This is a genomic window from Ruminiclostridium josui JCM 17888, assembly GCF_000526495.1.
Taxonomy (GTDB): domain Bacteria; phylum Bacillota; class Clostridia; order Acetivibrionales; family DSM-1351; genus Ruminiclostridium; species Ruminiclostridium josui.
In genome coordinates, this window is record NZ_JAGE01000001.1 from 680,001 (window position 1) to 701,320 (window position 21,320).

Here is a 21,320-nt window from a genome sequence, read left to right on the forward strand (position 1 = left end):
CTATGTCAATACTTTTTTTATTGGAAGTTTTTAGTTACGCTCATTACTTCATATCTGTAAAATAAAGTATTTCCTGTCGTGACAGCTTGATTATAATACCATGTTTGCTATCTGCCTGTCAACACTTTTTACTACTTAAATTAAGAGATTATTTTATAGTGTCTCCCTCGCTGACAGCTTGTTTAGTTTAACACCGGAATAGTTTTATTTCAACGTCTCTTAATTCTGTTGAAACCAATAAAACTAATTTAGATGTCCTTTTCTTTATTATTCACACTTTTGTCCAATTTTATTTTCTATTTACTAAAGTTTAAATCTAGTTTATTAACTTCCTGTTTAAGCGTGAGCATGTCTTGCCCATAGACATCTTTAAGCGATCTGTTATATATAATGCTTGCAGGGTGATATAAGGGAAAGAGCTTATATACTTTTCCTGACAGATTACATTCCTGTAATGTACCATGCATATCTCCTATTGAAATTCCAAAATCGTTTGTTATAGCTTTAAGCGGTACATTCCCAAGGGTGACTATAATCTGTGGATTTATTAAATGTATTTCTTTATGTAACCATATCTGGTTTTCCTTTATATCCTTCATTGTTGCAGGTCTGTTAACTACTCTCTGAGTCTTTGGATTTAATCTTCTAAGCCTGTACTTTATTGCATTTGTTATATATAGATCGTCTCTGCTTATTTTTAATACTTCTATAAATTCATTAAGGTTTTTCCCTGCTGCACCTACAAAGGGTTTTCCTTGTTTAACTTCATCTTTGCCCGGTGCTTCTCCAATTATTACAATAGGGCTGTCAATACGGCCATAACCTAGCACTATTTCTTTATCTTTGAATTCTTGTACATATTCATAGCATAGTTGTTCTAAGTTGTTTTGTATTGTATTTTTAATCAAATTATCCTCCGGACTCTTCACTTTCAAGTTCTTTTATTTTCTTTTTTACTTCCTTCATATCCTTAAATAGTAGTTCCTTTTTGCTTTGATCTCTTAGTAATGCAGCTGGATGAAATGTAGGCATAATCCAGAATTTCTTTATCTCTATCCACCGTCCCCGTATTTGTGTTATTTTTATATCTCTGTCTATGACATATTTTGCCGCAGTACTTCCAAGGCATACAATTATACGAGGTCTTATTAAGGATACCTGATTTCTCAAATATGGCAAACATTTTTCTGCCTCCTCTTCACTTGGTACCCTGTTATTTGGCGGCCTGCATTTCACAACGTTAGCAATATAGTATTCATCAGGTTTAAATTTTAAAGCTTCAAGTAATGTATCTAAAAGCTGTCCTGCCGGACCAACAAAGGGTAATCCCCGAATATCCTCCTGCTCTCCTGGTCCTTCTCCTATGAACATTATTGGAGCACGTGGATTTCCTCTTCCTATCACTATATTTGTTCTGGTTCCGGCAAGGTCACAATTTCTACAATTAGCACATGTAGAATTAAGCTGATCCCAGTTCAACAAATTAACTCATCCTTCTATAGTTATTATAGTACAACTACATAACATTATAATCTATAATATAAAAATAGTCAGCAAGCCTTTTGTAACCATAATCTAAGATAGGTTATCATAAGCAAGCCAACTATTTTCCTATTGCATAACAAACTTAATATTTTATTTAAACCTTGAGCCTTGTTTTAAATCTCTCTACAGCGGCCTGTGTATTTTCCTTGCTTCCGAATGCAGTCAGTCTGAAATACCCCTGTCCGCTTGGTCCAAAGCCTACTCCGGGAGTTCCAACTATATTGGCCTCATTTAGAAGTTTATCAAAGAACGCCCAAGAATCCATTTTATTTGGAGTCTGCATCCAGATATACGGTGCATTTACTCCTCCAAATACCTTTATTCCTATGCTCTCTAACCCATTTTTTATGATAGATGCATTTGTTAAATAATAAGATATTGTTTCCTTTACCTGCTTTTGGCCTTCTTCTGAGTATACAGCCTCTGCTCCTCTCTGAACAATATAGGATACCCCATTGAATTTTGTTGCCTGTCTTCTGTACCAAAGTCTGTTGAGCCCTATTTCACTGCCATCTGTAGTATAGGCTTTCAATTCTTTTGGTATTACCATATAAGCACATCTTGTTCCTGTAAATCCTGCAGTTTTTGAAAAGCTTCTGAATTCTATAGCTACTTCTTTTGCTCCTTCTATTTCGTAAATGCTGTGAGGAACATCCTTTTCACTAATGAAAGCTTCATATGCAGAATCAAATAGTATTATCGACTTGTTTTTTGCAGCATAATCTACCCAAACTTTTAACTGTTCCTTTGTAAGGGTAGTTCCTGTAGGATTGTTTGGAAGGCACAAATATATAAGGTCTACTTTTTCTTTTGGAAGTTCCGGAACAAAACCGTTTTCAGCAGTACATGGAAGGTAGGTTACGTTAGTCCATTTTCCGTCAATGTATTCTCCTGTTCTTCCAGCCATAACATTGGAGTCAACGTAAACAGGATAAACAGGATCCGTAACTGCTATTCTTGAATTTAAGCCAAAAAGTTCCTGGATATTAGCTGTATCACTTTTGGCACCATCACTTACAAATACTTCATCGTATCCTATTGAGATGCCTCTTTTTTGGTAATCATTCTCAACTATCTTATTAATAAGGAAATCATATCCTTCGTACTCAGGATACCCTTTAAAGGTTTCTATTCTGGACATATCGTCAACAGCCTTATGCATTGCATCTATACATGCCATAGGAAGGGGACGGGTTACATCTCCGATACCAAGCCTTATAATCTCTGCACTAGGGTTTTGTTCTTTAAACACTGCAACTCTTTTACCAATCTCCGCAAATAGATAATTTCCGGGTAATTTTAAATGGTTTTCATTTACTATTGCCATATTCATATCCCTCTTTTCTACTAATAATATATAATTTTTTATTATTTATTTAGATTTCTATTTCTCCCTCGAATACCTTTTCCGCAGGCCCTGTCATGTACACATGATTGTCCTTTTCGGACCATTCAATAAATAAATCTCCACCAAGGAGTTTTACAGTTGCAGCTCTTTCAGATAAACCATTTAATACCGAAGCTACAAGTACAGCACTGGCACCTGTTCCACAAGCAAGGGTTTCCCCTGCCCCTCTTTCCCACACTCTCATTTTTAGTGTAGTTCTGTCTATGATTTCAACAAATTCAGCATTTACCTTTCTGGGAAACAGTTTATGTGTTTCCATCTTTGGTCCCACTTCATATAAAGGAAAGTTTACGGTGTCATCTACATATGTAATAGCATGTGGATTCCCCATGGATACAGCTGTAACCTTGTAGACGTTGCCGTCAATTTCAACGCTCTCGGATATAAATCTATCTTTGTCACTATCAACAGGTATTTTCTTAGGCTCCAATATAGGTTCACCCATATCTACTCTTACCTGTACTACTTTATTATCCTCAACCCTTAAATCAAGAACCTTAATACCCGCTAAAGTCTCTATTGTAAGATTCCTTTTGTCTGTCAATCCATTATCAAATACATATTTCCCAACACAACGTATAGCATTTCCACACATTTCAGATTCTGAACCATCCGAATTAAACATTCTCATTCTAAAGTCAGCTATATCCGATTTCATTATAAGTACTAATCCGTCTGAGCCGATTCCGAAATGTCTATCGCTTACTTTTTTTGCAACTTCTGATGGGTTCGCAATTAGATTTTTCGTGCAATTCACATATATATAGTCGTTTCCAAGTCCCTGCATTTTTGTAAATCTCATTTCATCTTCTCCTTTCTTCATACTTGTAACAATCTTATGTAAATTTAATTAATTGCTTTATCAAATTAACTTGTTCATATTATAACATACCTTTTAAGTTTTACAACGAAATCAACTCTTATACACTAACAACTATTATTTGTATTGTTTTACATACTATAATATAATTATGGTAAAACTTTTCAAATAAAAGTAATTGGAGGCATACTCTTTGAAAACGTATTTTAAGAATTTTTCCGATTTTATTTCACATGTAAAAATGCCAGGTTTTGCAACTATGATGTTAAGTGTTATTTTTATATTCCTTATATGTATAGGAATATGGGGCTTTCTAAGAATCCGGAATATTCAAAAGGGTAATCTGATAATTACCGAATACGGATTACTAAACAATGAAAAAGAAACAAAGCCTTTGTTTAAGCTCGTAAAAAAAGATTATATTATTATGCTTGTTATGACTTTGCTATATGCAATTCCGGCTTTGTACAATCTAGGTGGTTTCAAGATACCTGAAACGCCATGGTCTCCTGCTGATAAAAATGACGGGTTTGTTGTAGACCTCGGAAGAGAAGTAGAGGTTGCGAAAGTTATGCTTTATCAGGGATATAACGAAGAAAAATATGACGGTACCAAGTTTAATATCAAGTTTTTAAATTCCAACGGTACATACTCAGAATCTGAGACTCTTGAAAAATCAGGCTTTTTTTCATGGAAAGTATCTACTAAGGAATTTAAGACAAGTAAAATTCAGATTACTGCTGATAAATCCGGTGCTGCAATTAATGAGCTTGCTATATTTGAAAAGGGTTCAAATAAGCCTTTTGAAGTAAAAAATATAACTCCTGTAGAGCAAATAGCAAATAGTGCCGGGAAAAGCCCTGACGGAAAAGCTTATAAATTAAGTAATCTCCTTGATGAACAAGATAGAGTTGATTTTTATACTTTATCATCAACTAGCACATATTTTGACGAAGTATTTTATCCAAGAACGGCTCTTGATTTCATTTATAAAGTCCATCCCTTCGAAAGAACTCATCCACCTCTTGGCAAATATTTCGTTATGATTGGTATGCTTATTTTTGGAGTAAACCCATTTGGCTGGAGAATTATAGGAACTTTATTTGGAGTAGCCATGATTCCTCTTATGTACCTGTTTGGCTATAAAATATTCAAAAATAGATTCCTTGCATTTTGCACAGCTTTCTTTATGATGTTTGATTTTATGCATTTTGCTCAAACCAGAATATCTACAATTGACGTTTATGTTACCTTCTTTGTTATTTTAATGTACTATTTCATTTATGACTATTTTGCCAAAAAATCATACAAGGCCGGCTTAAAAAAGTCCTTAAAACCTCTTTTTCTTTGTGGCCTGATATTTGGTATAGGTATTGCTACTAAATGGATAGCAATGTATGCTGCTGTGGGTATTTTCCTTATTTTTGTTATTGTAAAGCTTGACGAGATTGTTTATTATATGGCCTATAAAAAAAGTGGTCTTTCATCGGATTTATTTAGCAAATTCTGGAGTAAGTATTTTTTTAAAACTGCATTATTTTGTGTTTTGTTTTTCATAATAATACCCGGCATAATTTATTTTGCTTCATATACATCTATAATGCAGGTTCCCGGAAATGGTATTAAAGAGTTCTTTAACAATCAGTCTTATATGTACAGTTTCCACAATGATTTAAATGCTAAGCATGATTATTCTTCTCAGTGGTTTGAATGGCCCGTAATGATCAAGCCTATTTGGTATTATGGCTCTAAAGCACTTGCTGCAGAAAAATTAACTTCTAGTATCATTTGCATGGGAAACCCATTAATCTGGTGGATTAGCATACCGTCATTAATTGCAGGAATAATTGTTGCAATTAAGAGAAAAGACAAATATATGCTTGTTCCTATTTTCGGTGCTTTATTTCAGTATATTCCTTGGATGGTAGTGCGCAGAATGGCCTTTATCTATCATTACTTTTCCGTTGTTCCTTTTCTTATAATTATCATTGTATACTTAATCAAAGTATTCCTGGAACTTGGAGGGAATACGAAAAAGATTGTATATACTTATTTAGCATTGACAGCAATAATTTTCATAATGTATTACCCTATTTTATCAGGTATGATTGTGCCCAGATGGTATGCAAGTATGCTACAATTGTTCCCAGGCTGGAGTTTCAGATATTAACCATAATAATAAAAGAAGGAAGTATATTTTTTGATATGCTTCCTTCTTTTTATTTATAAATCTAAATAATTTAAATTATACAACGTAAAAAGCCCTGCACACAGCTTCAATAGCGAATGCACAAGACTTTGTGGTGGAGGGAGATGGATTCGAACCATCGAAGTCAGAGACAACAGATTTACAGTCTGCCCCCTTTGGCCACTCGGGAACCCCTCCATATGGAGCTGGCGGACGGAATCGAACCCCCGACCTGCTGATTACAAGTCAGCTGCTCTACCTGCTGAGCTACACCAGCACACTTATAGCAGATACTTCTTCTTTTGTTGAGCAAGTGCTTCGCTCAACTGCCTGTCTATAATAACATGGGAATTGAGTAACTGTCAACACTTTATTTTAAAAAATTTGCTGTTATTTTTAGGAATATTTTGAAAATGCAATTTTGATTTTTTTTAAAAACAAAAAGCAACTTTCTTTATGTGAAAGTTGCTTTTTGTATAATTTAAATGGCGACCCGGAACGGGCTCGAACCGTCGACCTCCAGCGTGACAGGCTGGCATTCTAACCAACTGAACTACCGGGCCATTTCTTTAAATTATAATGGTGACCCATAGGGGAGTCGAACCCCTGTTATCGCCGTGAAAGGGCGGTGTCTTAACCACTTGACCAATGGGCCATATTTATTTTTGGCGAGCACCTCGCCGACTGACAAAATATATTGTAACGGGACATAGCTTAAAAGTCAAGCAATTTTTTATCTTTTTTTTAAGTTATAAATTTCCATCTGAAAAGTGTACTTGCTATCCCTACTCCCGACTTATTATACCTCATTTCTGGTAAGGTTAATCATCTCTATTTCTTTCTTGAAACATTTTTATGCTTTTATAGTAAGCTATTATTTTGATAAACATATTATATTTGAATATGTTTACCTGCGGCAATATAACGTATATCTAAAATTATGGTAGCATTTGTTAACGAATACCTTCTAGAAGCCCTAAAACCTATTCTGTAGCCCCAGTGTTTACTTTACCTATATTTATCTATCCAACTCACGTAGATTTTATTATTTTCGTCATTATTCAGCTCTTTTCCAACGTTACTTTGCAAATCCTATTTAAAGTTAAAAATCCCTTTCTGGCCTTTTCTCTGTCTAAATGCTATAAATTTGTCCACATCATCAATCTGAAAATAGATATTATTTTCAAATAGATATTTAAGAGGGTAGCCCGGAGGTTTTCCATATGAATGTCCTGGAAAAATACGCGTTTCCAGTGAAATATTTGATTTTATTTTCTGAATGCTTGTATACATTTCTCTCGCTGAAGCACCATTAGAAGTACAAATGCCACATCCTTCTATAAATATAAAATCACCTGTAAATAGGTTGCCATCAACCAAATAACAAGTACTTCCAAAAGTATGTCCAGGTGTATGAATGTTCTTAATAGAAGTCTCCCCCAATTGAATGATATCCCCTTCACATATAGGGTTTAACTTTCTACACTTGAATTTATAATATTCAATTTCTTTTTTTGACATGTAAATATCTGCATTATACTTTTTCGCAATTCTATCTGCCAGATTTGTATGGTCAAAATGAGAATGTGTCAAAAGTACTTTTGATATCACTACATTAGTCTCATGGATTTTATTAATTATTTTATCCAATTCCCATGCAGGATCAATAATTGCAGCCTGTCCACTCGCTTCATCCACAATTATATAGCTATAATTAATAAAACTAATAAAGCTCAGTTTAAGGATATATAAATTTTGCTTTTTGTTCTTCATTTTTGCACTTCCTTAGTTTATACGTTTGAAGAATATTAAAAACTCCTCAACTTCCTATTCAATAGTTAACGTAACCCAACGATTAACAACTAATAAGTGCTTATAGCCTAAGTAAAAGCCAACATTTAATTTTTTAGAATCACAATGTTGCATTATTAGATTTAAATTTTAGAAATAAAAATCTACGCTGAGAAGTAATATTGTTTCATTGTTGGGATAATTTGCTTGTTTCTATGATATATATATCAGTCCCCAATGTCAATATGAGTACCTTAGTATTTTAATATCAAAGTCTGTTTGAAAGTTGCAAACTTAGAACTATTAATTTAATCTACTCAGTATTCAAATTCAAATTCCTACAATCATCCTTTTTAACAAGCAAAAAACCCTTGAAACATATTGTTTTCAAGGGTTTTTATTGGTGACCCATCGCAGATTCGAACTGCGGACACCTTGATTAAAAGTCAAGTGCTCTGCCAACTGAGCTAATGGGTCATGCAAGTTTTCCGAACCACAAGTATAAATATTACTTAATAAATTAACTTTTGTCAACTCATTTTTTAAAAAAATGTGAACTTTTTTCTAAAAAAAATAAAATATAATGGCAAAATGTCATTATATTTTATTTTTTTTCTGAACATTCTATACTAGAATACCTTTATAATTTGCTCTCTGTCCTTTCCTACGCCAATAAGGCCAATCTTTACCCCTACAAGTTCTTCAATCCTGTTAAGGTATTTTTGAGCATTCTGAGGCAGTTCTGCAAATGACTTCACATTTGAAATATCTTCATTCCACGGCTCAAATACTTCGTATACAGGTTCACACTTTGCCAATTCGTTAAGACTTGCAGGGAATGTTCTAATTACCTGACCATCTTTTTTATATCCAACGCAAAGTTTAATCTCTTTGAGTTTTCCTATTGTATCTACATGGTTTATAGCTAAAGCTGTTAAACCATTTATTTTTGCAGCATATTTAATCATAACAGTATCCAGCCAGCCACATCTTCTCGGTCTACCTGTTGTTGTTCCGTATTCCCAACCAAGTTCTCTGATTGTATCCCCAATTTCATTATTTTGCTCTGTTGGGAATGGTCCTGCACCAACCCTTGATGTGTACGCTTTAAGTACACCGTAAACCTCATTTATATATACTGGGCCAAGACCTGAACCTGTACATACTCCACCAGAAATCGGATTAGACGATGTTACATATGGATATGTACCAAAGTCTATATCTAAGAAGTTTGCCTGAGCACCTTCAAATAGTATATTTTTGCCTTGGTCTATTGCGTCTGCCAATATACAAGTAGTATCTGTAATATATTTTTTCAACTGCTTTGCATAACCTAAGTACTCGTTGATTATTGGCTCAGCTTCAAAAGGTTTCCCTCCATAAACTTTTTCTATTATAAGATTCTTTAACTTCAGATTAGACTTAACCTTTTTGATAAATTCATTTTCATCTATCAAGTCACACATTCTTATTCCAGATCTTTCAATTTTATCCGCATAGCAAGGGCCAATTCCTCTCTTGGTAGTTCCAATACTGTCATTGCCCCTGAACTTCTCCTGAAGTTCATCCAATTCTCTGTGATAAGGCATTATCAAGTGAGCCCTATCGCTTATTAAAAGATGATCTGTTGTTACCCCTCTTTCATTTAAGCCCTTCATTTCCTGAAGAAGCACTGCAGGGTCTACAACTACTCCGTTTCCAATTATACAAGACTTATTTGTATGAAGAATTCCTGAAGGTATCAGATGCAGTGCATATTTTACTCCATTGGCTACAATAGTGTGTCCGGCATTATTACCACCGGAAAATCTTACAATTATATCTGATTGCTCAGCAAGCATATCTATATACTTGCCTTTACCTTCATCACCCCATTGAGTTCCTACAACTACCCTTACGGCCATCCTATTATCCTCCTATTCATAAATGTTCAACCCAGATCAAAATATTATTTCTAATTGATATGTATATTTTGCTAATTCAACCCATTAAATTATATCGTAGTGAAATTTATAATTCAACATAAAGTAATACAGACATATACTTAGTATTTACTTTTACCTAAGATATATTATTACACACAAAAAAATACCTGGAAATGGGACTCCAGGTATATATTAACACCTATTTGTTTTCAAGATATTTATTTAAGTTTTCGATCAATTTATCGGCATCTATACCATGAATTGCACACGCATCTTCAATGCTCTCACCGGAAGATGATGGACAGCCAAGACAGTGCATACCGCTTTCAAGAAATATTGGAATTGTACCCTTATCCAAGTTTAATACATCAGAAATAATCATATCCTTAGTTACCTTAGCCATTATGACAGAACCTCCTTATGATATTATCAAATCAAATAATTGCTACTACCTCTGTATTATACACTATTCATTTTTAAAAATATACTATATTTAGAGCCAGTTTACAGGTTTATTTTCATAAATTGCTTTCTACCACTTTCATACAGGTTATTTCCATAACTATCAATTATTACAATTAATGGGAAATCTTTGACTTCCAAGCGTCTTACAGCCTCAGCACCTAATTCCGGAAAGGCAATAATTTCCTGACTTTTAATACACTCAGCCATCAAAGCACCTGCTCCGCCTATAGCACCCAAATAAACAGCACCGTACTCCTTCATTGCATTGATAACATTTTGGTCTCTCAAACCCTTTCCTATCATACCTGTTTCACCAAGCTTTATCAGAGTAGGAGCATAAGCATCCATTCTATAGCTTGTAGTCGGCCCTGCTGACCCTATGATTTCACCTTCCCTGCAAGGACAAGGTCCCACATAGTAAATGGTTTGGTTTTTTATATCAAATGGAAGCTCTTTGTTCTCCTTTAATAATTCCAGCATTTGTTTATGCGCAGCATCTCTGGCGGTATAAATAGTACCGCTAAGAGACACTGTATCGCCAGCTTTCAGTATTCTGGCCTTATCTCTATCAAAAGGTGCCTTTAATATATGATGCATTCTTCTCCCCCTTTATAATGTCACTTCTGCATGTCTTGTAACATGACAGCTTATGTTTATGGCAACAGGTAGTCCAGCTATATGTGTAGGATATGTCTCAACATTGACCGCCAGTGCAGTTGTATTACCTCCTAATCCTGCCGGACCTATACCCAATTGATTTATCTTATCCAGCATTTCATTTTCAAGGTTTCTAACATATTCTATACTACTACGTACATTTATTGGTCTAAGCAATGCTTGTTTTGCCATAATAGAAGCTTTTTCCATGGTACCCCCAATTCCTACCCCTACAACTATAGGAGGGCATGGATTTGGCCCAGCCTTATCAACAGTTTCCAATATAAATTTCTTTACTCCTTCAATGCCATCTGAAGGCTTAAGCATTTTCAGAGCACTCATGTTCTCGCTGCCAAAGCCTTTAGGAGCCAATTCAATTTTAAGTGTATCACCTTCAACAATATCATAGTGGATTACAGCAGGTGTATTATCACCTGTATTCACTCTCTCAATTGGGTCACTAACAACTGATTTTCTTAAAAAACCTTCTTTATACCCTCTTCTCACACCTTCATTTATTGCTTCTGATAACCCTCCACCTGTTATGTGTACCTCTTGACCAATTGTTACAAAAACCACTGCCATACCAGTATCCTGACATATGGCTACTTTTTTATCGGCTGCCAGATTAGCATTTATCAAAAGTTTATCAAGTATTTCCTTTCCAATATGTGAGTTCTCGCACTCCACACCTTTTTCCATAGCTTGTTTTATATCAATGTTGAGGAAATAATTCGCTTGTATACATAGTCTGCTAACTTCTTTTATTATTGTCGTAACATCAATCTCTCTCATGCTTCCTCCGTTTAAATCCTTAAAGTAAATATATTTTTTATTATACATTTGCCATTTTATCTCAACAACAATTTTTAAATATTTTAAATACCGTATAATAGCTTCCAAAACCCGTAAACTATAAAGACAAATCATCGTTTTTTTAGTATAATATTTATATAGAAGTTTTATTATTCAAATCCCCAGAACGTTTTATTACGGGTATAAGGAGGCTATTTATTGAAATCGACTGCCAGTAATATTTTGGTTTGTGTAACACAACAAAAAACTTGCGAAAGACTTATTAAAAAGGCATTAGAATTCTCAAGTGACGGGGATTCCCTGTTTATAATACACGTAGCAAAAAATGACTGGAGTTTCCTTGATAATGATAAAGAAGGGGAAGCACTAGAGTATCTTTTCGGTATTGCAAAATCAGTCGGTGCCAATCTGACGGTTTTAAGGTCTGATGATATTGTAGATACCATTGTATCCTATTCTTTGGATAACAATATAGATATGCTGGTCATGGGTGATTCCAAAGGAGATCACAGCGAAAACTACTTTTATAAGGCTTTAAAAGCTAGATTGGATAAGGTCAATATACATGTTGTACCTAACTAAAACGTAAAATGATAAAATATTTCCTATTTTGGATGGTACAAAATAACTATTTTCCCCTGAAAGGCTTGACTTTAGCGAGCTTTCATTATAAAATATTGTCGAATTCCATTTTTAGGAGGTTGTGTATAAATGAATAAATCAGATTTAATCAATTCCATCGCCACAAAGTCAGGCTTAAATAAGAAAAATAGTGAAGCTGCTTTGAACGCTTTCATTTCTTCAGTAGAAGAAACTCTTAAAGCTGGCGATAAAGTTACATTAGTTGGATTCGGAACTTTCGAAGTAAGGGAAAGAGCTGCTAGAAAAGGCAGAAATCCTCAGACTAAGGAAGAAATTACTATTCCAGCTTCCAAGGCTCCAGTATTTAAGGCTGGAAAAGGTTTAAAGGATAACGTAAACGCTTAATGCGGAACTACATAAAGGGGGCTGTCATAAGGCAGAAAGCAATTTCTTTCTTACGACAGCCCCTTTTGTATTAGTTATTTTTTCTTATCTTATCGATTATCCGGCATATAACTTGTGAGTTTGTTGGTTTTTTAGCATTTTCGTTGTCATCAATTCCTTTTTCGATGCAATTTCTTATTGCTCTCTCAACTTTTTGAACAGGAACACCGTTCTTTTCGGCTATTGTCCTATATACACCTTTCGGTAAAGAGCCGGTTTTACAATAATAATCAAAAGATGCCGTTATTATATCTCTGATATATGAATACCCGGTCATGTGAGCTTTCAGGCCACATTCTCTCATATATTTTGTTGCAAGAAGTTTTAATTCATTATCTGTTTGATTTTTTTGTTTATAATTGTTCGACTTATTATATGTATATTGACTTTTTCCAATTTGAGCTCTTTCAGAATCAGAATATAATTGCCTTACTCTAGTAGCAATAACGCTTTCATCAAAGGGCTTAATTATGTAATAATTTGCCCCAAGATTCATAGCTCTTGAAATATAAATTTCCTGACTTATTGCTGAAAAAATGATAAATACGGGTCTGCTTTCCTTTGTTAATGTTTTGGCATATTCTAGTACGCCTATACCATCCAGTTTTGGCATAATTAGGTCTAATAAAACTACGTCGGGTAAATCCTTTTCTATAAACTCAATTGTTTGAAACCCATCTTTTGCTATGTTGGTTACCTCTAAGTCTTCGTGTTCTGCCAAATTATCCCTTAATGTCTGTGCAGCCAACTGATTGTCGTCAGCAATTAAAATCCTTATCTTACGCATTATACCTCTTTTTACCCTTTTCTTTTAATTTATCAGTTTATTTTGAAGATATGGCCCCAAGTATCGTCCCTGAAACTGTATCAGGATCTGCAGAGTCACAATTTACGACTAGATCTGCATATTTTTGGTACAAAGGAACTCTATTATTATACAACTCAAGTAAGGTTTCCGCTGTTCTAACTAACTTTCTTGATGAATCCATTCTCTCTTTAATAATATCATACTTTGTATCCAAATATATAATAAATCCGATGCTTTTTAAATAATTCATGGAAATTTCACTATGAACAAGTCCTCCACCTGTTGATATTATACAAGTATTATCCTTTATCGAAAGAACTGCTTCATCCTGAACTTTCATAAAATATTCAAGACCATCTTCTTCCACAAGCCGTCTGGGGGTTTTACCTGTCAGTTCACATATAAGCTGGTCAGTATCAATAAATGTGTACCCAAGTCTTTCCGACAATTTTTCCCCAACTGTCGTCTTACCGCTTCCAGGCATGCCTATCAATACTATATTTTTGGGAGACTCTATCATAGCTTATCCCACCTGCTATCCATATCAGTTATACTTCTGCTTCCAGAGGCCATCAGTATACTATCTACCAACGCCATTCTAACCATGGCTTCACAAATAGGGTATATTCTCGGTACCAGCGAAGGGTCACTTCTTGATGCAAATTTATGGGTAACTGGTTCAAGAGTCGATACATTTACTGTCAGTTGATCCTTTAAAATAGTTGGTGTCGGTTTAACAGCAACACGTATTCTTATCTCTTCACCATTTGATATTCCTCCAAGCATACCGCCTGCTCTGTTTGTTTTAAATCTGATTCGTCCTGTATCCTCATCGTAATAAGGTGTATCATTACATTCTGAACCCTTTTTTGACGTTACTCCAAAGCCTTCTCCAATCTCAATTCCTTTGACCCCTCCAATAGACATAATTCCATGTGCAATCGTAGCACTTAACTTGTCAAAAACAGGTTCTCCAAGTCCTGCTGGTACTCCCTTTGCTATTATCTCCACAACACCTCCACAGGAATCTCCTTCTTTTTTTACCTGAAGCAAATCTTCAATCATAAGCTTTGCTATTTCTGGGTCAGGACAATTTATCTCATTTGTTCGATAATTCTGTTTGGCAGTTTCATATGAAAATGGACCTGCTTTTATACCATGAGATTCGATTGTAAACGCTATTACATCAATCCCCATACTATCTAGAATTATTTTCGCTATAGCTCCTCCTGCTACTCTTGCAACTGTTTCACGTGCTGATGCCCTTCCTGCTCCAAGATAGTCAGAATGTTCCCCATATTTTTTATAATAGGTATATGCTGCCTGCCCAGGTCTTAGCAAATCTTTATTTCCTTTGTGTTGTTCTATATGGTAATCTCCTATATCACTGCTTGGTATAATCATACACACAGGTGCACCCGTTGTTCTGTCATCCTGCATTACTCCTGAAAAAATATATACTTTGTCCGCTTCCGCTCTTGGAGTGTGAAGCTGAGACTGTCCAGGTTTTCTTTTATCCAATTCTTCCTGTATAATTTGAGAAGTTACTTTCAACCCTGCCGGAACACCGTCAACTATTACTGCCAGTCCTCCCCACAGTTCAGGGGGAATATTCGGATTTTTTCTAAAAGCACCTGAATATGATTCACCGCATGTTGTAACTCTGAATAATCTTCCAAATGTATTTCCTAACATATAAACCTCCAATTCCGCAAATACGCAGCTGTAATTATATTAATTGAATTTTCCCGCCGCAGCTTTTTACCGATTCAACAAAGCCAGGATATGTAACATTCATTGCCTCTGCTGTATCAATAATAGTTTCTCCTTCGCAATTTAAGCCCGCTATTGCCAATGACATTACCACTCTGTGGTCATCATGGCCATTTACCGAAGTTCCGTGCAATTTACTCTCACGTATAATCAATCCATCCGGGAGTTCGGATATGTCAGCCCCCATTTTGGTAAGCTCAGAACACATTACGCTTATTCTATCCGTCTCCTTTAATCTTGCCTGAGGAACATTAACCAATCTGGTTTCACCTTTTGCAAAACATGCTGCTACAGCCATGGCGGGCAGAGCATCAGGTATGGAATTCATATCGATTTCTCTTCCTTTAAGACTCTTCCCTTTTATTTTTACTTTTTTATCATCATATTTTATTTCTGCACCCATATCCTCAAGTATTCCAAGAACAGCTTTATCTCCTTGAGGATCAGACATGTCAAGGTTTGTCAGAACCAACTCATTACCGGATATTGCCGCATGCACCATAAAGAATGTCGCCGACGAAAAATCTCCTGGAATTGTACATTCAAAAGGTTTGTATTGCTGGCTTCCCGGTATGAAAAATTCTTTCATTAAGTTGTGTGAATATTTGATACCAAGCTTGTCAAGCCACCACAATGTAATTTCTACGTAAGGTATTTCATTAAGACGCGTAATTTTTACATGGGTATCCTTTTCAAGCAGCGGAGCATTTAACAAAATAGAAGACAGGTATTGTGACGTGACAGAATCAAGTTCAGTAAAACCTCCTGTGGCCCTTCCTTTAATAACTACAGGTGCTGACTCATTTCCTCTGGTTGTAAACGCTGTGCCTCCCAAATTATTTATGGCTTTTACCAAAGGCCCAATCTGTCTTTTACGAATCTGATAATCGCCTGTAAAAACAGTACATCCCTCAACGAGGGCAGCAGTCATAAGCCCAAGTCTGAGGCTTGTTCCGGAATTACCTACATCAATAACATTTTCCGGAACCTGTGGATATGCTCCAATTCCATTAACCGTATAGCTTTCTTCATTAAGATCATAAGTTGAGCCAAAAGCCCTGCATACATGGACAGCAGATATTGCATCTGCCGAAAGCAAAGGATTTCTGATAGTGCTTGTACCCTTTGCCAGCCCTGCCAGAAATAATGATCTTATAGTGTGGGACTTCGACCCGGGTATGTTTATATTACCCGAAAGATCTGATTTTTCTACCTTTAAAAACATAAAATTCACCTACCATATTACCGTATTTTTTACTTGCAAATTTACCGTGCTACATTATTCCTACATTACTATGTTATCTAATTAGGCTAAGTCTCGTCAACCGATACTTAGCCTATTTTTTTGAAATATACAAATTTACTGCTGTGTATTGATTATTTGTTTCGGTGGAGGCGGTCCAAAAAATTGGTAATAGTTGCAAAGAAGTCTTCCATTATATAACTTGCGTTTCTTATCTGCCCTTCTGCTAAATAGTTTTTCAAAATCCATATTGGATGTAATAACATAATAGGACCAGGTTTCCAGCTTTTTAAACACTTTACCCATTTCTCTGTAGAGGTCTTCTACGGCTTCCCTCTCTCCAAGTCTCTCACCATAAGGAGGATTACATATAATAATTCCGTATTTATATCTTGAGCTTATTTCAGACATGGGAAGCCTCTGAAGATGTATGGCATCCTCAACACCAGCTTTTTTCGCATGGTATCTAGCAAGGCTCATGGCATTCTCATCTATATCTGAACCATGGATTCTAAGTTCCTGATCCTCAACCATCATATCATACGCCTCGTCTCGAGCATCATCCCACAGTGATTGGGGAATTGTCGGCCACTTTTCAGCATCAAATTCACGACCTAAGCCCGGTGCAATGTTTCTTCCTATCATAGCTGCTTCTATGGGAATAGTCCCGCTTCCACAAAAAGGGTCCAACAAAATCCTGTCCTTCTTCCAATGACTTATCAAAATCATGGCACAAGCAAGAGTCTCCTTTAGTGGAGCACCTCCTACCAGCTTTCTATAGCCTCTTTTATGGAGTCCTGCTCCACTTGTATCTATTGTAAGAGTAACTATGTCCTTTAGTAATGCTACTTCTATTCTATATCTGGGTCCGGTTTCTTCAAACCATTCACATTTATATTTTTGTTTTAGTTTTTCAACAACTGCTTTTTTTACTATAGCCTGACAATCAGGGACACTGAAAAGCTTCGAATCAATAGACTTTCCTTCAACTGGAAATTCCGCATCCACTGGAATTATTTCATCCCAAGGTAAGGCTTTGGTTTTTTCGAATAATTCTTCAAAGCTCAAGGCCTTAAACTCACCCATTTTAAGCAAAATACGGTCTGCAGTTCTAAGCCATAAATTAGTTCTGCAAATAGCCGATTCATCCCCCGAAAATGTAACCTTCCCATTTTCTACCTTCTGCTCTAAATATCCAAGTTTTTTTAATTCTCTTGCCGTTACAGCTTCTATTCCAAAAGCGGATGTAGCAATAAGTTGTAATTTGCTCATTTTTTACCTTTCACGAAACATTTTTTGAGATTTTATTACAAAAATAAGTAATATTATTATAACCTTGCTAAGGATTATTAACAACATTATTTGCCACATTCAGCACTCTGATGCACTTTAGCATACATGTATAAAAATATAAACATTATATAAATATACCAGACAAAACAAATGACACCGATTTAACCACTGCTTGCAATTATCCATTTTCCCCTTTATCACTTTACCATATGTTTAAATCTTGTTTTAGTCTTCAAATCCTTATATTACAATGTTTTTATGTATATTGTATTTTTATCTATTTCATTTTTATGATTAATTTTGCAATTTTTGCTTTTTGCTCTTGCATATAAAAATATCTGATGATATAATATGGGAGGCGAAAAAAGTTAATAATTGGTGTACAATGGAGTATGCATTTTAACTACATGTCTGTATGTCTTTCTTTATATTTATTTCTGGGCGCGTATGTTAATAAAAAAAAGGTTTTTTTGTAACTTTTGTTTCAAATTACCATGTCTAAATATCTCCTGTCACCAAATACTACTTAATAATTAAATACATAGCAGGAGGTTATTTAAATGAAGATATTACAAAGAGTAATGGATCAGGTTATTCAAAGAAATCCTGGTGAACCAGAATTTCATCAGGCTGTAAAAGAAGTTCTCGAATCTCTTGAAATTGTTGCTGAGAAACATCCTGAATGGGTAGAAGCAGGTATATTCGACAGAATAGTAGAACCAGAAAGACAAATCATTTTCAGAGTACCTTGGGTTGATGATAATGGTAAGGTACATGTAAATCGTGGTTTCAGAATTCAATTCAACAGTGCAATTGGTCCTTATAAGGGCGGTTTAAGACTTCATCCTTCCGTTAATGCAAGTATCCTCAAATTCCTTGGTTTCGAACAAATATTCAAAAATTCATTAACAGGTCTACCTATCGGTGGTGGTAAAGGTGGTAGTGATTTCGATCCTAAGGGAAAATCAGACCTTGAAATTATGAGATTCTGCCAGAGCTTTATGACAGAATTATCAAAGCATATCGGTGCTGACACTGATGTTCCTGCTGGTGATATTGGAACTGGTGCAAGGGAAATCGGTTATATGTACGGACAATACAAAAGATTGAGAAATGAATTTACTGGTGTTCTCACAGGTAAAGGATTGACTTGGGGCGGAAGCCTTGTTCGTACTGAAGCTACTGGTTACGGCCTCTGCTACTTTATGGAAGAAGCATTAAAGGCTAAGGGTAAATCATTCAAGGGTGCTACAGTAGTTGTTTCCGGTTCAGGTAACGTTGCTATATACGCTACTGAAAAAGTACACCAGTTAGGTGGAAAAGTTGTTGCACTAAGTGATTCAAACGGATACATCTATGATCCAGACGGAATTAAGCTTGACACTGTTAAGCAGATTAAAGAAGTTGAAAGAAAGCGTATCAGTGAATATGTTAAGATTCACAAGAACGCAACTTACACTGAAGGCTGCTCAGGTATATGGAGCGTTAAGTGTGATATCGCTCTTCCTTCAGCTACTCAGAATGAAATAGATGAAGCTTCTGCTAAATTATTAGTAGCAAATGGCTGCTACGCAGTTGGAGAAGGTGCAAACATGCCATCAACTCCAGAAGCTGTTGAAGTTTACCTCAAAAACAAGATTATTTACGGGCCTGCTAAGGCTGCAAATGCAGGTGGAGTTGCAACTTCTGCTCTTGAAATGTGTCAGAACAGCATGCGTTACTCATGGACTTTTGAAGAAGTTGATGCGAAGCTCAAAGATATTATGGTTAATATCTACAATACCGTTAGTGCTGCTGCAAAAGAATACGGAATGGAAGACAATCTTGTTGCCGGTGCTAACATCGCAGGTTTCCTGAAGGTTGCCAATGCTATGTACGCTCAAGGAGTTGCATACTAACCTAAACCCTCATATAAAATGTAAAAACCATGGCATATTTTATGTGCCATGGTTTTTTACTGTTAGAAATATTTTTACAAAAACCGATTCCACGGTTCAGTTTTTGGTAATTCACAGTTAAATGTCATTTCTTCTTTTTTAGTGGGATGTTCCAATGTTAATGAAGATGCCCAAAGTGCTATTTGTTGTCCGGGCTTATTTACCGAAGCTCCGTATCGTTGATCCCCATACAAAGGATATCCCAAATGAGAAAGCTGAACCCTTATCTGGTGAGGTCTTCCCGTATGAAGTTTCACCTTTATCAGACTTAGCTCTCCGTTGGATTTAAGGACTTCATATTCCAGTACTGCTTCCTTGGCATCCCTTGTACCTTCCTTTACAACATAAACCATATTCTTTGAACTGTCTTTCACCAAAAAGTTCCTTAGTTTAGTTTTCTGTTCCTTTGGGACACCTCTGACTACTGCCAGATAAACCTTTTTGAAGATTCTTGTTCTGACTTGTTCAGATAGCCTTGACGCAGATTTTGATGTTTTGGCAAATACCATTACGCCACCTACAGGCCTGTCTAGTCTATGTACAAGGCCAAGATATACCTCTCCGGGCTTATTATATTTTTCCTTGAGATATTGTTTTAATAGGGTGAGCATATCAATATCCTTTGTATTATCAGCCTGAACAGGTATATTTACAGGCTTTTCAACTACCAGCAGATGATTGTCCTCATATATTATTTTGGGAATCATCTATTCTCCCACCTTCCGAATATGCCACATGGAAGTACCAGACCAGAGTTACTTACAGGTATTCCAACTTCGCCACTGCTATGTGTCCCTTTAAATCTTTTTCCAATAGTTTGCTTCAAAATATTAGTGAGTACTGTGGGTGAAAACCCTGTGGTATACGAGTTTATCAAGAAAAATAAAGGCCTGTCCGATAAAAGGCCCATACATTGCTCCACAAAGCCATACAGAGAATTTTCTATCTTCCATATCTCTCCTCCTGGCCCTCTACCATAGGAAGGCGGGTCCATTATAATTCCGTCATATTTTTTGCCTCTTCTTATTTCACGTTGTACAAATTTCATACAATCGTCGGTTATAAATCTAACCGGTCTGTCTGCCAAACCCGAAAGTGCAAGGTTTTCCTTTGCCCAATTTACCATTCCTTTTGCTGCATCTACGTGGCATACCTCAGCTCCTGCATATGCAGTTGCAACAGTGGCCCCTCCCGTATAGGCAAAAAGGTTAAGAACCTTGATAGGCCTGTTTGCCTTCTGAATACTATTTATCATCCACTTCCAGTTAACAGCTTGCTCTGGAAACAATCCTGTATGTTTAAAACCAGTAGGCTCAATATAAAACTTCAAGTCATTAAATGATATTGTCCAACGTTTGGGAATCTTTTTCTTAAATTCCCATTGCCCTCCGCCGCTTTGACTTCTGTGATAATGTGCATCCGCCCTATCCCATATTTTTTTGTCCTTTATTGGCCAGATTATCTGAGGATCAGGTCTTCTAAGTATGACATTCCCCCATCGTTCAAGCTTTTCACCGTCTCCTGTCTCTATTAGTTCATATTCCTTCCATTCGTCTGCCAGTAACATTTATTTTCCTCCATTTATTTTTTCCTACATTAAATATATACTGTATTTTAGTCCTAAA

Annotated in this window: 20 protein-coding genes and 5 tRNA genes; 4 read left to right on the forward strand and 21 right to left on the reverse strand. The window is 35.8% G+C overall.

Annotation, left to right across the window (positions count from 1 at the left end; translation table 11 throughout):
- Positions 1-296: 296 nt before the first annotated feature.
- The 4 genes from K412_RS0103265 to dapF form a co-directional block, all read right to left on the reverse strand.
- Positions 297-908 carry a uracil-DNA glycosylase gene (locus K412_RS0103265; RefSeq protein ID WP_024831788.1) on the reverse strand — a complete coding sequence of 204 codons (612 nt, stop codon included), beginning with the start codon at positions 906-908 and terminating at the stop codon, positions 297-299.
- 1 nt (position 909) lies between these two features.
- A complete protein-coding gene (locus K412_RS0103270) occupies positions 910-1,482 on the reverse strand; it encodes a uracil-DNA glycosylase (protein WP_024831789.1) in 573 nt (190 codons plus the stop codon).
- Positions 1,483-1,639: 157 nt separating this feature from the next.
- Positions 1,640-2,872, reverse strand: coding sequence for an LL-diaminopimelate aminotransferase (locus tag K412_RS0103275; protein ID WP_024831790.1), 1,233 nt, complete (start codon positions 2,870-2,872; stop codon positions 1,640-1,642).
- Positions 2,873-2,921: 49 nt separating this feature from the next.
- The gene (dapF, locus tag K412_RS0103280) at positions 2,922-3,755 is read right to left on the reverse strand and encodes a diaminopimelate epimerase (protein ID WP_024831791.1); all 834 of its coding nucleotides are present in this window, start codon (positions 3,753-3,755) and stop codon (positions 2,922-2,924) included.
- Positions 3,756-3,966: 211 nt separating this feature from the next.
- Between dapF and K412_RS0103285 the strand changes: the two genes are divergently transcribed.
- On the forward strand, positions 3,967-5,943 hold the full coding sequence (locus K412_RS0103285; protein ID WP_024831792.1) for a phospholipid carrier-dependent glycosyltransferase: 1,977 nt from the start codon (positions 3,967-3,969) through the stop codon (positions 5,941-5,943).
- 131 nt (positions 5,944-6,074) lie between these two features.
- On the opposite strand, the gene K412_RS0103290 is transcribed toward K412_RS0103285, so the two are convergent.
- The 10 genes from K412_RS0103290 to K412_RS0103335 all read right to left on the reverse strand — a co-directional run bounded on the left by K412_RS0103290 (position 6,075) and on the right by K412_RS0103335 (position 11,594).
- Positions 6,075-6,159, reverse strand: a tRNA-Tyr gene (locus tag K412_RS0103290).
- Between the two features lie 3 nt (positions 6,160-6,162).
- Positions 6,163-6,238, reverse strand: a tRNA-Thr gene (locus tag K412_RS0103295).
- 209 nt (positions 6,239-6,447) lie between these two features.
- A tRNA-Asp gene (locus tag K412_RS0103300) sits at positions 6,448-6,524 on the reverse strand.
- Between the two features lie 17 nt (positions 6,525-6,541).
- Positions 6,542-6,616 (reverse strand) — tRNA-Glu (locus tag K412_RS0103305).
- 437 nt (positions 6,617-7,053) lie between these two features.
- Positions 7,054-7,734 carry an MBL fold metallo-hydrolase gene (locus K412_RS0103310; RefSeq protein WP_034847112.1) on the reverse strand — a complete coding sequence of 227 codons (681 nt, stop codon included), beginning with the start codon at positions 7,732-7,734 and terminating at the stop codon, positions 7,054-7,056.
- Between the two features lie 419 nt (positions 7,735-8,153).
- Positions 8,154-8,229, reverse strand: a tRNA-Lys gene (locus K412_RS0103315).
- 152 nt (positions 8,230-8,381) lie between these two features.
- Positions 8,382-9,656 (reverse strand): adenylosuccinate synthase, encoded by a 1,275-nt coding sequence (locus K412_RS0103320; RefSeq protein ID WP_024831794.1) that lies wholly within the window; start codon positions 9,654-9,656, stop codon positions 8,382-8,384.
- Positions 9,657-9,876: 220 nt separating this feature from the next.
- Entirely contained in the window at positions 9,877-10,080 is a 204-nt protein-coding gene (locus K412_RS0103325) for a DUF1858 domain-containing protein (RefSeq protein ID WP_024831795.1), read from the reverse strand.
- Between the two features lie 101 nt (positions 10,081-10,181).
- Positions 10,182-10,739 carry a Fe-S-containing hydro-lyase gene (locus K412_RS0103330; protein WP_024831796.1) on the reverse strand — a complete coding sequence of 186 codons (558 nt, stop codon included), beginning with the start codon at positions 10,737-10,739 and terminating at the stop codon, positions 10,182-10,184.
- A 12-nt stretch (positions 10,740-10,751) separates the two neighbouring features.
- Positions 10,752-11,594 (reverse strand): fumarate hydratase, encoded by an 843-nt coding sequence (locus K412_RS0103335; RefSeq protein WP_024831797.1) that lies wholly within the window; start codon positions 11,592-11,594, stop codon positions 10,752-10,754.
- A gap of 219 nt (positions 11,595-11,813) precedes the next feature.
- Here K412_RS0103335 and K412_RS0103340 point away from each other — a divergent pair, with 219 nt between their 5' ends.
- Together K412_RS0103340 and K412_RS0103345 are read left to right on the forward strand one after the other, a co-directional pair.
- On the forward strand, positions 11,814-12,197 hold the full coding sequence (locus K412_RS0103340; protein WP_024831798.1) for an adenine nucleotide alpha hydrolase family protein: 384 nt from the start codon (positions 11,814-11,816) through the stop codon (positions 12,195-12,197).
- A gap of 129 nt (positions 12,198-12,326) precedes the next feature.
- On the forward strand, positions 12,327-12,602 hold the full coding sequence (locus K412_RS0103345; protein ID WP_004621297.1) for an HU family DNA-binding protein: 276 nt from the start codon (positions 12,327-12,329) through the stop codon (positions 12,600-12,602).
- Positions 12,603-12,672: 70 nt separating this feature from the next.
- Here the strand turns inward: K412_RS0103345 and K412_RS0103350 are convergent, their stop codons facing one another.
- The 5 genes from K412_RS0103350 to K412_RS0103370 all read right to left on the reverse strand — a co-directional run bounded on the left by K412_RS0103350 (position 12,673) and on the right by K412_RS0103370 (position 17,737).
- On the reverse strand, positions 12,673-13,428 hold the full coding sequence (locus K412_RS0103350) for a response regulator (protein ID WP_024831799.1): 756 nt from the start codon (positions 13,426-13,428) through the stop codon (positions 12,673-12,675).
- 37 nt (positions 13,429-13,465) lie between these two features.
- On the reverse strand, positions 13,466-13,969 hold the full coding sequence (locus K412_RS0103355) for a shikimate kinase (RefSeq protein ID WP_024831800.1): 504 nt from the start codon (positions 13,967-13,969) through the stop codon (positions 13,466-13,468).
- Positions 13,966-15,144, reverse strand: coding sequence for a chorismate synthase (aroC, locus tag K412_RS0103360; RefSeq protein ID WP_024831801.1), 1,179 nt, complete (start codon positions 15,142-15,144; stop codon positions 13,966-13,968). The genes K412_RS0103355 and aroC overlap by 4 nt, the downstream gene beginning before the upstream one ends.
- A 34-nt stretch (positions 15,145-15,178) precedes the next feature.
- Complete coding sequence (gene aroA, locus K412_RS0103365) at positions 15,179-16,447, reverse strand: 3-phosphoshikimate 1-carboxyvinyltransferase (RefSeq protein WP_024831802.1); 1,269 nt, start codon at positions 16,445-16,447, stop codon at positions 15,179-15,181.
- Positions 16,448-16,582: 135 nt separating this feature from the next.
- The gene (locus K412_RS0103370; protein ID WP_024831803.1) at positions 16,583-17,737 is read right to left on the reverse strand and encodes a THUMP domain-containing class I SAM-dependent RNA methyltransferase; all 1,155 of its coding nucleotides are present in this window, start codon (positions 17,735-17,737) and stop codon (positions 16,583-16,585) included.
- Between the two features lie 581 nt (positions 17,738-18,318).
- Between K412_RS0103370 and gdhA the strand changes: the two genes are divergently transcribed.
- Entirely contained in the window at positions 18,319-19,656 is a 1,338-nt protein-coding gene (gene gdhA, locus K412_RS0103375) for an NADP-specific glutamate dehydrogenase (RefSeq protein ID WP_024831804.1), read from the forward strand.
- 74 nt (positions 19,657-19,730) lie between these two features.
- Here gdhA and K412_RS0103380 read toward each other — a convergent pair whose 3' ends face one another.
- Positions 19,731-20,402 (reverse strand): RluA family pseudouridine synthase, encoded by a 672-nt coding sequence (locus K412_RS0103380; RefSeq protein ID WP_024831805.1) that lies wholly within the window; start codon positions 20,400-20,402, stop codon positions 19,731-19,733.
- Positions 20,399-21,262, reverse strand: a complete 864-nt coding sequence (locus tag K412_RS0103385) for a class I SAM-dependent methyltransferase (RefSeq protein ID WP_024831806.1) — start codon at positions 21,260-21,262, stop codon at positions 20,399-20,401. Before K412_RS0103385 ends, K412_RS0103380 begins: the two co-directional genes overlap by 4 nt.
- Positions 21,263-21,320: the final 58 nt, after the last annotated feature.